The organism is Paracidovorax cattleyae (assembly GCF_900104515.1).
In the GTDB taxonomy this organism is placed as follows: Bacteria; Pseudomonadota; Gammaproteobacteria; order Burkholderiales; family Burkholderiaceae_C; genus Paracidovorax; species Paracidovorax cattleyae.
This window is the reverse complement of sequence record NZ_FNJL01000054.1, coordinates 1-13,711: the sequence shown is the minus strand read 5'-3', so window position 1 is coordinate 13,711 and position 13,711 is coordinate 1. Positions and strand designations below refer to the sequence as shown.

Here is a 13,711-nt window from a genome sequence, read left to right as displayed (position 1 = left end):
GGTGCTCGGAGGCAAGGCGCGGCTGCGGAACTCGCTGCGCGCTGGCGCGCTCCGCTCGGACAACCGCAGCCAGTCAGATCACGAAGCAGGCGTGTCCTTCGGCACGCCTGCGCGCCTTGCCTCCTGCGCTCCTCGGCGCAGCCACGAGGGCGGGGTGCCGCATACGGGCCATTGCTTCGCTCGGCCTGGGGTGCGCGAGTGCGTTGCACCGCGCACCGTTTTTCTTGGGGCGGAGCGTTGGGGTTTTTGCCGAGCGCAGCGACGGCCTTGGGGCCGAGCAACGCGAAGGCCCGGGTCACCCCTTCTGGATGCGCCTGGGGCGCGCAGGGGGTGGGGTGGCGGGCGTGCCGCAGGACACGCCCGCTTCGTGAACTGACTTGCCGTGGTTGTCCGAGCGTAGCGCACGGAGTGCGCGCAGCGAGTTCCACGGCACACCCCACCCCCGAGCACCCCAGGTTGCCCCGTTCGCCCTGCGGGCGAACGGGGTCGCATCCAGCAGGGTCGCCTTTCTTTTGGCTACTTTTCTTTGGCGAAGCAAAGAAAAGTAGCTCGCCCGCCGGGGCGAGACCCGGCCCCCGCCCTCAAAAGAATCACCTCTGATGCGGAAACAACCGCTCGATCGGACAGTGCGTCTTGATGAACGGCGACTTGATGACGATATAGCTGAAGTACTTCGCGATGCCAATGTTGCGCTGCAGCAGTTCCTCGATCACTTCCTGGTAGTGGTTCACGCCCCGCGTGATGAAGCGCAGCAGGTAGTCGTAGCCGCCGCTGACCAGGTGGCATTCCAGCACCTCGTCCACTTCGCGCAGCGCGGCCTCGAAGCGGGCGAAGTCTTCGCGGCGGTGGTCCGAGAGGGTGACTTCGGTGAACACCGTGAGCGTGTCCCCGAGCTTTTCCAGGCGCAGGTGGGCGCCGTAGCCGGCGATGTAGCCCGCCTGTTCCAGGCGCTTGACGCGGATCAGGCAGGGGCTGGGCGAGAGGCCGACCGCGTCCGCGAGGTCCACGTTGGTCATGCGCCCGTTCTTCTGCAGCTGCGCCAGGATGCGCAGGTCCAGTCGGTCGATCTTGAAGGCTTCGTTCATGGCGGCTTGGCAAGCAGGGATGCAGGCGGGAAGTGTGCGCGCTGCGGCCGGGTTCTGCGCGGTTTCTCGTCAGGCCGCGAGGGCTTTCCGCACGTCGGCCCAGTCCAGCACTTCGTCGAGCGTCTTGCGCAGGCGTTCGAAGAGGAGGGTGAATTCCGCTTCGCCGAAGACCAGCGCGGGCGCGAAGCCGAGGACGTGGTCGCCGAAGGAGCGGAACACCAGTCCGTTGCGGTAGCCGGCGGCGAAGATGCGGTCGGCGAGGCCCAGGGCGGGGTCGAAGCCGCGCTTGCTGGCCTTGTCGCTGACCAGTTCCAGCGCGCCGAGCAGGCCGCGGTGGCGCGCGTCGCCGACCAGGGGATGGCCGCGCAGCATGTCCAGACCGGCCGCGAAGTGCGCGGCGCCGCGCTGGCCGTTGGCCAGGATGCCGCCTTCCTCGTAGAGCCGCAGCACTTCCAGTGCGACGGCCGCGCTCACGGGGTGGGCGGAGTAGGTGGCGCCGTGGCCGATGGGGGCGCCTTTGGGCGCGCCGTCCGCGATGCCGGCATAGACCTTGTCGCTCAGCAGGGTCGCGCCCATGGGCGCGTAGCCGGCGGTCAGGCCCTTGGCCATGGTCATGATGTCGGGCTCCACGCCTTCGGCATCGCAGGCGAACATGGGGCCGGTGCGGCCGAAGCCCGTGATGACCTCGTCCACGACGAAGAGGATGTCCAGTGCGCGGGCGGCTTCGCGCATGGCCTTGAGCCAGCCCGCGGGTGGCACGATCACGCCGCCCGAGCCCTGGATGGGCTCGCAGAAGAAGGCCGCGACGTTGTCCGCGCCCAGCTCGGCCACCTTGGCGCGCAGGTCCGCGACCGAGGCGGCGATCAATGCCTGCGCGTCGGCACCCGAGGGATGGCGGTAGGGGTTGGGGGAGGGAATATGGTGCTGCGTGGCCAGCGGCAGATCGAAGCCCCGGTGGAAGGCCGGCAGCGCCGTGAGGCCCGCGCCGGTGGAGGAGGAGCCGTGGTAGCCGCGCTCCAGCGCGATGAAGTGCTTCTTGGAGGGCCGGCCGGTGTGGTTGTAGTACTGCACGATGAAGCGCACCGCGGCGTCCACCGAGTCGGATCCGCCCAGGGTCAGGTACACGTGGTTGAGCGATCGCGGCGTGATCTGCACCAGCTTCTCGGCGAGGCGGATGGCCGGCTCGCTGCTGAAGTGGAAGTAGCCCGTGGCGTAGGGCAGGCGCCGCATCTGTTCGGCCGCCGCCTGCACCACGCTTTCCTGCCCGTAGCCGACGTTCACGCACCACAACCCGGCGAAGGCGTCCAGCAGCTCGTGCCCCCGGGCATCCGTCAGCCAGGCGCCGCGGCCGGACGACAGCACGGTCGGGCCGCGCTCCTCGTGCGTGCGCCATGGCGACACGGGGTGGATCAGGTGGGCGCGGTCGATGGCGTCGAGCGAGGCGAGCGCGGACAGGTCGGCGATCTGGTTCATGGCGTGGGGCTCCTCCGGAAGCGGTATGGAATGGGCAGGACGGTCGATGCCGTCAGCTTAGGGCGGGCAGCTCCCGCCGTGGTGCTGCTTTCCACCTCCGCTGCAAAGCAGGCTGCGGTTGTGCGGGGCCGAACGGCAGATCGTGCGGCGGGACCGGCGATCCGTCGGCATCAGCCACTCTCAGTAGCCGCGGCTCCGGTCCACCAGGCCTTCCATGGGTTCTCCGGCCTCGAAGCGGCGCAGGTTGGCGATGGCCGCGGCCGCGGCGGTGCGGGGCTGCGTCATGCTCGCGATGTGCGGCGTGAGGCGCACGTGGGGGTGCCGCCAGAAGGCATGCATGGTGGGCAGCGGCTCGGGATCGGTCACGTCGAGCACGGCCTCGGCAATCTGCCCCGTGGCGAGCGCTGCCAGCAGGTCCGCCTCTCGCAACTGCGGGCCGCGGCCCACGTGCACGAGGCTGGCGCCCTGCGGCAGGCGGGCGAACAGCCCGGCGTCGAGGAATCCGCGCGTGGCATCCGTGAGCGGAAGCAGGCAGACCAGGATGTCGGTGCGCGCGAGGAAGGCGGGCAGTTCGTCCTCGCCCGCGAAGCACTGCACGCCGGGCACGGCGTGGCGCGACCGGCTCCAGCCCGCGCAGGCGAACCCGAAGACCGCGAGCTGCGCGAGCACGGCCTGGCCCAGCGATCCCAGGCCCAGCACGCCCACGCGGCGCTGCGCGGCCGTGCGCACCGGCAGCGGCTGCCATTCGGCCTTCTGCTGCTGGCGCCGGTACCGGGGCATGTCGCGGTGCAGGTCGAGCACGGCGTGGCAGACGTATTCCACCATGCCGCGCACGATGCCCGGCTCCACCATGCGCACCACGGGCAACTGCGGCGGCAGCACGGAAAAGTCGAACTGGTCCACGCCGGCGCCCGAGGAAAACAGCACCTGCAGGCGGGGAAAGCGCGTGGCGATGTCCGGCGGCGGCTCCCAGGCCGCGAGGAAGCGCACCTGCTCCGGATCGCCCACGTCGGGCCAGATGCAGAACTCGATGTCGGGCGCCTCGGCGGCGAACACCTCGGCCCACTGGCGGCCGCGCACGGGGTCGGATTTGTAGAGGAACACCATCAGCCCACCGCCTGCGTCACGATCGCGAAGAGGTGCGCACCGCCCTCCGGCGGCAGCTCCAGCGGGGCGCCGCGCACCATGGTGGTGGGGGCGTCCACCCGCAGCAGGCCGATGCTCTCCAGCCATTCGGCGAGGCCGCTGGCCCAGTCGATGTCGATGCGTGTGAAATGGCCGGCGTTCAGGCCCGCGAGGTGTGCGATGAGGGCTTTCGCGCCCTGGGCGTCCGGCGCCACCACGGGGCCGATGGCGTGGCCGCGGCCGAAGCGGCGCAGCATGGCGAAGCCGCGGGGCGTGGCGTCCTGGTCCACGAGCACGACGCAGGCCTCGGCCGTGGCTGCGAGGTCATCGACCAGCGCATCGCGCGGCATGCCGCGCGCCTGGGCGTCGAGGCGCCGCAGGGCCTCGGCCTCGTGGAGGCCGGCAGGGCGCAGGCGCCAGCCCGGCTCCAGCGCGATCAGCGGCGTGGGCAGGGCCGTGCCCTGGTGCTGGCGGATCTCTCCGGTGCGGCTGAAGCCCAGGCGCTCGTAGAGCCCCCGTCCCTCGGCCGTGGCATGCAGCAGCACGGTGCGGTCTTCCATTCCTTCGAGCAGCGCGTTCATGAGGCGGTGGCCGATGCGCCGGCCCTGGCATGCCGGCGTGACGATCACCAGGCCGATGCAGGCGTGGCGCTCGCCCCAGAGCCAGCGCTGCGCCGTGGCGACGATCTGCCCGTCGCGTTCGGCCACCAGGCCCTGCGCGTGCGCGAACATCTGCGCCCAGTCGCTGGGGCGGTGCGGCCACCGCAGCTCCTCCGACAGCGCATGCGCCTGGGCGAGGTCGGCTTCGGTCATGGGGCGGATCAGCACGCCGTCGTCGGCGACGGTGCCGGCGGCGAGCGAAGGGGTGGAAAGCATCGGCGAAGTCCTTTGGTGGGCGAGAAAAGGGTGCGGCCCGTGCGGCAACTGAGCTGCGGCTATACCCCCGGGAGGGCCGGGAGGGCGCCGGCGGGGCGCGCACAGCGGTCCTATCTTGGACGACATCCGCGCGCGGTGCCAGAGCGCGCTAGGGGTTTGCCCGCAACTTGCAAGCTTCGTCTGCCCGATGGGGTGGTTTTGCAATTCGCTGCGGCGCGGCCTCCGCCAACGGGCACAAATGCCGGTGCTTGTTCCCTGGGATCACCCATCACTGCGGCGCCGCCGGCGAGCGGTGCCTTTCCACCGATCCGATACACCATGCTGCTTTCCGGCTTCCGCTGCACCGCCGTGATGCCTGCCCCTTCCGCAGGGCCGTCTACGCATGGACGCGGCATGTCCCGGCGGCGCGCCGTGCTTCAAAAGCGTGCTCCGCGCGCCTGCTGCAGCGCACCAACGGTGCAGGCCCGCACGCAAGCGGTGCGCGCCGCACAGCATGCCGCCAGGGCCCCCGCAAACCGCAATTTTCTCGCGTGCCGCCCCCGCAATTCCCAACGACGGCCGCGAAGCCGCATGCTTCAATCACTTCGTAATGAAAACGTCGCGCAGGGCGCATAGGCACCCGGCGGCCCCCACCCCGGTCGGTGACCGGCAGAACCCCGAGAGAACCTCAGGAAACCGAGACCATGACTTTCCGTCCCAAGTACATCACCTTCGACTGCTACGGAACGCTCACGCGCTTCCGCATGGGGGAGATGGCCCGCGAGATGTTCGCCGACCGCGTGCCTGCCGACCGCATGGAGCAGTTCGTCGCCGATTTCACGGCCTACCGTTTCGACGAGGTGCTGGGCGACTGGCAGCCCTACGAGCAGGTCCTGAAGAATGCGATCCGCCGGCTGTGCAAGAAGTGGAACCTCCAGTATTTCGACCACGAGGCCCAGCGCTACTACGACGCCGTGCCGACCTGGGGGCCGCACGCCGACGTGCCCGCGGGCCTGGCCAAGGTGGCCAGGGAGATTCCGCTGGTGATCCTCTCCAATGCCTCGGACGACCAGATCCACCGCAACGTGGACATGCTGGGCGCGCCGTTCCACCGTGTCTATACCGCGCAGATGGCCCAGACCTACAAGCCGCGCCTGAAGGCGTTCGAATTCATGTTCGATTCGCTGGGCTGCAATCCGGAGGACGTGCTGCACGTGTCTTCCAGCCTGCGCTACGACCTGATGTCGGCCGACGACATCGGCATCGTGAACAAGGTGTTCGTGAACCGCGGCCATGGCCCCGGCAACCCGGCCTACCGCTACACCGAGATCCAGGACATCGGCGGCCTGGCCGGCGTCGTCGGTCTCTGATCCAGTGCATTCCGCGCCCCCAACCTTGTTCAGCCCTTCCATGAAGCTCGATTCCTACTGGCTCGATTCGCTGCCGCCCCTGGCGGTGCCCACGACCGGCCTGCCTGCGCGGGTGGACGTGGCCATCGTGGGCGCGGGCTTCACGGGGCTGTCCGCAGCCCATGCGCTGGCACGCCGGGGCGCCAGCGTGGCGGTACTGGAGGCGGGGCGCACGGTGGCGCCCGAGGCATCGGGCCGCAATGGCGGCCACGTGAACAACGGGCTGGCCGTGGACTATGCCGACGTGGCCGCCCGCGTCGGCGTGGAGCAGGCCCGCGCCTGGTACCACGCCTACGATGCCGCCGTGGATACGGTGGCGCGGCTGGTGCGCGAGGAGGCCATCGATTGCGACTTCCTGCGGCACGGCAAGCTCAAGCTCGCCACCCGGCCGCAGCACCTGGACGCGCTGCAGCGCAGCGCAGAAAGGCTCATCGCGGACGGCGTGGACACCGATGTCGAAGTGCTCGACGCGGCCCGCGTCGCCGCGGAGGTGCAGAGCGACCGCTTCGTCGGCGGCCTGCTCTACAAGCGCAGCGGCCAGATGCACATGGGGCGATTCGCCCTGGGCCTGGCCCGCGCCGCGGTGCGCCACGGCGCGCAGATCCACCTCGGCACCCGCGTGGACCGCCTCGAACGGCTGCAGGGCCAGGCCCACCGCCTGCACACGGCCCGGGGCCCGGTCGAGGCGAAGCAGGTGCTGCTGGCCACCGGCGCCTCGCGCCATGGCGGCTACGGCACATTCGGCTGGCTGCGCCGGCGCATCGTGCCGATCGGCAGCTTCATCGTGGTGACGGACCCACTGGGCGCGGAGCGCGCGCAGGCCCTGCTGGCCGGCCGCCGCACCTACGTGACCATCGCCAACATCCACCATTACTTCCGCCTCACGGCCGACCACCGCCTGGTGTTCGGCGGGCGGGCGAAATTCGCGGTCTCCAGCCCGCAGCAGGACGCCGCCAGCGGCGAGATCCTGCGGCAGGGGCTCGCCGAGACGTTTCCGCAGCTCGGGCAGGTGCGCATCGACCACTGCTGGGGCGGACTCGTGGACATGACGCAGGACCGCCTGCCGCATGCCGGCGAGCGCGACGGCGTCTTCCACTCGATGGGCTACAGCGGGCATGGCACGCAGATGTCCGTCCACATGGGGCAGTGCATGGCCGAGGTGATGGCCGGCAATGCCGCGGCCAACCCTTGGCGCGGCCGCGGGTGGCCGGCCATTCCCGGGCATTTCGGCCCGCCCTGGTTCCTGCCGGCGGTGGGGCTCTATTACCGCCTCAAGGACCGGCTCGGCTGACGCCGTGGCCATTCGACCGATTTTCCTCCACCGTCCCTTCCTTCCCTTTCCCCAGGTCCCACAAGGAGTCCACCATGAGCGACAAAATCCCCGAGTTCGACGGCCTCGTCGGCCCCGCCGAGAGCCAGCGCGTGATGCAGTCGCTGGCCCGCGGCGCATCGCGTCGCGATGTGCTGGCCATGTTCCTCGCGGGGGGCATGCAGGCCTCCCTGGCGGGCGGCCTGGCCACCATGGCCGCCAGCGCGCACGCGCAGACGCCGCGGCGGGGAGGGCGCATCCGCGTGGCGGGCGCCACCGCGGCCGCCACCGATACACTGGACCCGGCCAAGCAATCCAACCAGACCGACTATTCGCGCGGCAACATGCTCTACAACGGACTGTTCTCGCTGGACGGCAGCCTCACGCCCCAGCCGGCGCTGGCCGAGTCGCATTCCACGGCCGACGCGAAGACCTGGGTGTTCAAGCTGCGCAAGGGCGTGGTCTTCCACGACGGCAAGGCCCTGGCCGCCGAGGACGTGGTGTTCTCGCTCATGCGCCACAAGGACCCGGCCACGGCCTCCAAGGCCAAGGCGCTGGCCGACCAGATCGACAGCGTGAAGGCTTCCGCCCCCGGCGAGGTGACGGTGGTGCTGTCGCAGCCCAATGCCGACCTGCCCGTGATCCTGGGCACCTTCCACTTCCACATCGTCAAGGACGGCACCACCGACTTCAACGCCGGCATCGGCACCGGTCCGTACAAGCTCAAGGAGTTCAAGCCCGGCGTGCGTTCCCTGGTGGTGCGCAACGACGCCTACTGGAAGCCCGGCAAGCCCTACCTGGACGAGATCGAGTTCGTGGGCATCGGCGACGAGACGGCGCGCGTGAACGCGCTGCTGTCCGGCGGCATGGACCTCGTCGCCTCGGTGAACCCCCGGGCCGTGGCCCGCGTCAAGGGCACGCCGGGCTACGCGATCTTCACCACGCAGTCGGGGCAGTACTCCGACCTCATCCTGCGCAAGGACATGGGTCCGGGCTCGAATGCGGACTTCGTCCTGGCGATGAAGCATTTGTTCGACCGCGAGCAGATGAAGAAGACCATCGCGCTCGACTACGCGGTGCTGGGCAACGACCAGCCCGTCGATCCGACGAACCGCTTCTACTTCGCGGGCCTGCCGCAGCGCACCTTCGACCTGGACAAGGCCAAGTTCCACCTGCAGAAGTCGGGCGTGACGGGCAAGATCCCGATGGTCACCTCGCCCGCGGCGATGTATTCCACCGAGATCGCGCTGCTGCTGCAACAGTCGGGCCAGCGCATCGGCCTGGACCTGGACGTCAGGCGCATGCCGGCCGACGGCTACTGGTCCAACCACTGGCTGACCAACCCGGTAGGCTTCGGCAACGTGAACCCGCGCCCCAGCGCGGACACGCTGCTCACGCAGTTCTTCAAGTCCGACGCGGCGTGGAACGAGTCGCGCTGGAAGAGCCCCCAGTTCGACCAGTTGCTCGTGGCCGCACGCGCCGAGACCGACCAGGCGAAGCGCAAGCAGATGTACGCCGACATGCAGACCATGATCCATCAGGACGCGGGCATCGGCATTCCGCTGTTCCTCGCCAGCATCGACGGCCACAGCTCCAAGCTCAAGGGGCTGTCGCCGATCCCGCTGGGGGGGCTGATGGGCTATGCGTTTGCTGAACACGTGTGGCTGGAGGCTTGAGGTCCAGGAGACACGCCCTGAGCGGCTGCGCCGCTTCCCCCCCCCCGCGCTTGCGTGGTCTGCTCCGCGGCCTTCGGACGGGTGGCGCCGCGCCGGTTGCAGGGGCTGCGGGTGGCGCGCAATGCGATGGAAAACGGATACGGATCGGACCCTTCATGAACCGTGTGATTCTCAAGCTCCTGGCGCAGCGCGTGCTGCTTGCGCTGCTGTCGCTGCTCGCGGTATCGGCCGTCGTGTTCGCCATCACGGCCGTGCTGCCCGGCGATGCCGCGCAGGAGCAGCTCGGCCAGGACGCCACGCCCGAGGCGCTGGCCGCGCTGCGGACGCAGATGGGTCTGGACGTGCCCGCACCCCTGCGCTACGTGCGCTGGCTGGGCGGGGCGGTGCGGGGCGACCTGGGCATGTCGGCGACCACGCAGATGCCGGTGGGCGAACTGATCGCGAGCCGGCTGCCCAATTCGCTGCTGCTCGCCGCGGTGACGGCGCTGTTCTCGGTGCCCATCGCGCTGGCGCTCGGCATCGCCTGCGCGGTGTGGCGGGGCTCGTGGTTCGACCGGGTGGTCTCCACCGGGGCGGTGGCGGTGGTGTCCGTGCCGGAGTTCCTGGTCGCCACCCTTGCGGTGCTGGTGTTCGCGGTGCAGCTGCGCTGGCTGCCCGCCCTGTCCTATGTGAACGACATCGAATCCGTGGGCCAGATGCTGCGCGCCTTCGCGATGCCGGTGCTCAGCCTGTGCTGTGTGATCGTGGCGCAGATGATGCGCATGACCCGCGCGGCCGTCAGTGACCAGCTGCAGGCCCCCTACATCGAAATGGTCCGGCTCAAGGGCGCCTCGCCGCTGCGCACCGTGTTGGCGCATGCGCTGCCCAATGCGGTGGGGCCCATCGCCAACGCGGTGGCGCTGTCGCTGTCCTACCTGCTGGGCGGTGTGATCATCATCGAGACCATCTTCAATTATCCGGGCATTGCCAAGCTCATGGTCGATGGCGTGACCCAGCGGGACATGCCGCTCGTGCAGGCCTGCGCCATGATCTTCTGTGCGGGCTACCTGATCCTCGTCACGCTGGCCGACCTGTGCGGCATCGTCGCCAACCCGCGCCTGCGCCACCGCTGACATCGCGCATTCCGACCAAGGAGCCCCACCGATGGATACCGTTTCTCCTTCGCCCGGCGCACCCTCGGCGCCCGCGGCACGGCGCGGCGGGCTGCACCGCGCGCTGCGCTGGCTTGGCGGCCTCGGCCCGCTGGGGCTGCTGGCACTGGCCGTGCTGCTGTTCTGGATGCTTGCCGCGCTGGCCGGCCCCTGGTTGCTGGGCGGCACGCCCACGGCGTCGGGCGGCGGGACGGACGTGTTCGCGCCCATCAGCGCGGCGCACTGGCTGGGCACGGACTATCTCGGCCGCGACATGCTGGCGCGCGTCGTGAACGGCGCGCGCTACACCGTCGGCGTGGCGCTGCTGGCCACGCTGCTGGCCAGCGGCACCGGGACCGTGCTCGCGCTGCTCGCCGCGGCCGTGGGCGGGCGGCTCGACGCGGTGCTGAGCCGGGTGCTCGACACGCTCACGGCCATCCCGAGCAAGATGTTCGCGCTCATCATGGTCGCCGGCTTCGGCTCGTCGGTGGCCATGCTGGTGGCCACCGCCGCCGTCATCTACGTGCCGGGCGCCTACCGTATCGCACGCTCGCTGGCGGTGAACATCAATGCGCTCGACTATGTGGTGGTGGCCCGCACCCGCGGGGAGGGCACGCTCTACGTGATGCTGCGCGAGATCCTGCCCAACATCCTGGGTCCCATGCTCGCCGACCTGGGGCTGCGCTTCGTCTATGTGGTGCTGCTGCTCGCCAGCCTGAGCTTCCTCGGCCTGGGGATACAGCCGCCCGAGGCGGACTGGGGATCGCTGGTGCGCGAGAACATCGGTGCGCTGCCCGATGGCGGAGCCGCCGTGATCGCCCCGGCCATCGCCATCGCGAGCCTGACCATCGCCGTCAATCTCTTCATCGACAACCTGCCGGGCCGCGCCGCCCGCGAACGAGGAGCCCGCTGATGGGAGCATCCGTCACCGTGCAGGACCTGCACATCACCGCGGGCGGCCAGACGCTGGTGGACCGCGTCAGCTTCTCGATCGAGCCGGGCGAGGTGCTGGCGCTGATCGGCGAATCCGGCTCGGGCAAGACGACCACCGCGCTGGCCCTCATGGGCCATGCGCGCGAGGGTTGCAGCATCTCCGGGGGCAGCGTGCGCATCGGAGACGTGGACGTGCTGGGGCTCTCCGCGGCCGGCCAGCGCGCGCTGCGGGGCCGCACCGTGGCCTACATCGCGCAGAGCGCTGCGGCCTCGTTCAACCCGTCGCGCACCCTCATGGACCAGGTGGTGGAGCCCGCGCGCATCCACGGCACCCTGCCGCGCGCCGAGGCCGAGGCGAAGGCCGTGCAGCTCTTCCGCGAGCTGGCGCTGCCCGATCCCGACACCATCGGCAGCCGCTATCCGCACCAGGTGTCCGGCGGCCAGCTGCAGCGCATCATGGCCGCGATGGCGCTCATCACCGATCCGGACCTGGTCATTCTCGACGAGCCCACCACGGCGCTCGACGTGACGACGCAGATCGAGGTGCTGCGCGCCTTCCGCCGCGTGGTGCGCGAGCGCCGCGCCACGGCCGTGTACGTCAGCCACGACCTGGCCGTGGTGGCGCAGATGGCCGATCACATCCTGGTGCTGCGCGGCGGGCAGATGCAGGAAATCAATTCCACCCCGCGCATCCTGAAGGCGCCGGAACATCCCTACACGCGCAGCCTGCTGGCGGCGGCGCGGCCCGCGGCGCGCGAGGGCGGTGCAGGCGAGGAGGGCGCCGTGCTTCTGGACGTGCGCCACCTGTCGGCCGGCTACGGCCCGAAGGATGCGCAGGGCCGGCCGGCCTCGCTGATCCTGGACGACGTGAGCCTTGTCGTGCGCCGCGGCCAGGCCATCGGCGTGATCGGCGAATCCGGCTCCGGCAAGACCACGCTCGCGCGCGCCATCGCCGGCCTGATCCCCGCGCATGCCGGCTCCGTGGTGTTCAACGGGCGCGAACTCAGGCCTGCGCTCGCGCAGCGCGAGCGCGAGGAACTGCGCCGCATCCAGATCGTGTTCCAGATGGCGGATACCGCGCTGAATCCGTCCCACACCATCGGCCGCATCCTGGCGCGGCCGCTGGAGTTCTACAAGGGCCTGCGCGGGCCGGCGCTGCAGCAGCGCATCCGCCAGTTGCTGGACCTCGTCAAGCTGCCGCACACCGTGGCGGACCGCCTGCCCGGTGGCCTGTCGGGCGGGCAGAAGCAGCGCGTCAACCTCGCCCGCGCGCTCGCGGCCGACCCGGACCTCATCCTCTGCGATGAAGTCACTTCCGCGCTCGATACCGTCGTGGGCGCCGCGGTGCTCGACCTCATGGCGGAACTGCGCCGGGAACTGGGCGTTTCCTACCTCTTCATCAGCCACGACCTGCACACGGTGCGCGCCGTGTGCGACGAGATCGTCGTCATGCAGCATGGCCGCAAGCTGGACCAGGTGGCGCGCGCGGATTTCGACCGCGGCCCCCACCACCCGTACTACGAACTGCTCGCGCGCTCCGTGCCCGAACTGCGGCAGGGCTGGCTCGAGGAGCAGGACAGGGCGGCCCCGGACCGTCTTCATGCGGCGCAGGCCGCATAAACCAACGAACCCAGGAAGACCATGGAGACCATTTTCCGCATCGCTGTACTGCCCGGCGACGGCATCGGCAAGGAGGTCATGCCCGAGGGGCTGCGGGCGATCCAGGCGGCGGCCGGGCGCTTCGGCTTCGCGCTGGAGCTGCACACCTTCGAGTGGGCCAGCTGCGACTACTACCTCGCGCACGGCCAGATGATGCCCGACGACTGGAAGGAACAGCTCAAGGGCATGGATGCGCTCTTCTTCGGCGCCGTGGGCTGGCCGGCCACCGTGCCGGACCATGTCTCGCTGTGGGGCTCGCTGCTGAAGTTCCGCCGCGAATTCGACCAGTACATCAACCTGCGGCCCGTGCGCCTGTTCGAGGGCGTGCCCTGCCCACTGGCGGGCCGCAAGCCCGGCGACATCGACTACTACGTGGTGCGCGAGAACACCGAGGGCGAATACACCTCGCTGGGCGGCATCATGTACGAAGGCACGGACCGCGAGATCGTGATCCAGGAGTCGGTCTATTCGCGCAAGGGCGCCGAGCGGCTGCTGAGGTTCGCGTTCGACCTCGCGCAGAGCCGCCCGAAGAAGCACGTGACGCTGGCCACCAAGAGCAACGGCATCGCCATCAGCATGCCGTGGTGGGACCAGCGGGCCGACGACGTGGCCAAGGGCTATCCGGGCATCACGCTGGACAAGCAGCACATCGACATCCTGACGGCGCGCTTCGTGCTGCAGCCGGGACGCTTCGATGTGGTGGCGGCGACGAACCTGTTCGGCGACATTCTGTCGGACCTGGGGCCGGCGACCACCGGCACGATCGGGCTGGCGCCGTCGGCCAACCTGAACCCGGAGCGCACGTTCCCCAGCCTGTTCGAGCCGGTGCACGGCTCGGCACCGGACATCCATGGCAAGAACATCGCCAACCCGATCGCGATGGTCTGGTCCGGGGCGCTGATGCTGGACTTCCTGACGCAGGGCCAGGGCGCGGGGCGGCAGGCGCACGATGCGATCGTGTCGGCGATCGAGCAGGTGATCAAAAGCGGGCCGAAGACGCCGGACCTGGGCGGCACCGCCAGCACCACGCAGGTGGGCGAGGCCATCGCGGCGGCCAT

Annotated in this window: 11 protein-coding genes; 7 read left to right on the top strand and 4 right to left on the bottom strand. The window is 70.0% G+C overall.

Features of this window, described 5'->3' with window-relative positions:
- Positions 1-590 precede the first annotated feature (590 nt).
- The 4 genes from BLR05_RS24680 to BLR05_RS24665 all read right to left on the bottom strand — a co-directional run bounded on the left by BLR05_RS24680 (position 591) and on the right by BLR05_RS24665 (position 4,558).
- The gene (locus tag BLR05_RS24680; RefSeq protein ID WP_013595359.1) at positions 591-1,085 is read right to left on the bottom strand and encodes an Lrp/AsnC family transcriptional regulator; all 495 of its coding nucleotides are present in this window, start codon (positions 1,083-1,085) and stop codon (positions 591-593) included.
- 69 nt (positions 1,086-1,154) lie between these two features.
- The gene (locus BLR05_RS24675; protein ID WP_092840269.1) at positions 1,155-2,558 is read right to left on the bottom strand and encodes an aspartate aminotransferase family protein; all 1,404 of its coding nucleotides are present in this window, start codon (positions 2,556-2,558) and stop codon (positions 1,155-1,157) included.
- Positions 2,559-2,738: 180 nt separating this feature from the next.
- A complete protein-coding gene (locus tag BLR05_RS24670; protein ID WP_092840266.1) occupies positions 2,739-3,665 on the bottom strand; it encodes a 2-hydroxyacid dehydrogenase in 927 nt (308 codons plus the stop codon).
- Positions 3,665-4,558: a GNAT family N-acetyltransferase gene (locus BLR05_RS24665; protein ID WP_092840263.1), complete on the bottom strand. Its 894-nt coding sequence runs from the start codon at positions 4,556-4,558 to the stop codon at positions 3,665-3,667. The genes BLR05_RS24670 and BLR05_RS24665 overlap by 1 nt, the downstream gene beginning before the upstream one ends.
- 683 nt (positions 4,559-5,241) lie before the next feature.
- On the opposite strand from BLR05_RS24665, the gene BLR05_RS24660 reads away from it, so the two are divergent.
- The 7 genes from BLR05_RS24660 to BLR05_RS24630 all read left to right on the top strand — a co-directional run.
- Positions 5,242-5,907 (top strand): haloacid dehalogenase type II, encoded by a 666-nt coding sequence (locus tag BLR05_RS24660; RefSeq protein ID WP_092840260.1) that lies wholly within the window; start codon positions 5,242-5,244, stop codon positions 5,905-5,907.
- Positions 5,908-5,947: 40 nt separating this feature from the next.
- A complete protein-coding gene (locus tag BLR05_RS24655; protein WP_092840257.1) occupies positions 5,948-7,237 on the top strand; it encodes an NAD(P)/FAD-dependent oxidoreductase in 1,290 nt (429 codons plus the stop codon).
- 74 nt (positions 7,238-7,311) lie between these two features.
- Positions 7,312-8,931: an ABC transporter substrate-binding protein gene (locus BLR05_RS24650; RefSeq protein WP_092840254.1), complete on the top strand. Its 1,620-nt coding sequence runs from the start codon at positions 7,312-7,314 to the stop codon at positions 8,929-8,931.
- Positions 8,932-9,086: 155 nt separating this feature from the next.
- A complete protein-coding gene (locus BLR05_RS24645; RefSeq protein ID WP_092840250.1) occupies positions 9,087-10,043 on the top strand; it encodes an ABC transporter permease in 957 nt (318 codons plus the stop codon).
- A 31-nt stretch (positions 10,044-10,074) separates the two neighbouring features.
- Entirely contained in the window at positions 10,075-10,974 is a 900-nt protein-coding gene (locus BLR05_RS24640) for an ABC transporter permease (RefSeq protein WP_092840247.1), read from the top strand.
- A complete protein-coding gene (locus tag BLR05_RS24635) occupies positions 10,974-12,614 on the top strand; it encodes an ABC transporter ATP-binding protein (protein WP_092840244.1) in 1,641 nt (546 codons plus the stop codon). The genes BLR05_RS24640 and BLR05_RS24635 overlap by 1 nt, the downstream gene beginning before the upstream one ends.
- Positions 12,615-12,635: 21 nt before the next feature.
- Positions 12,636-13,711 (top strand): tartrate dehydrogenase (locus BLR05_RS24630; RefSeq protein ID WP_143016013.1); only part of this gene is annotated, 1,076 nt, incomplete at its 3' end.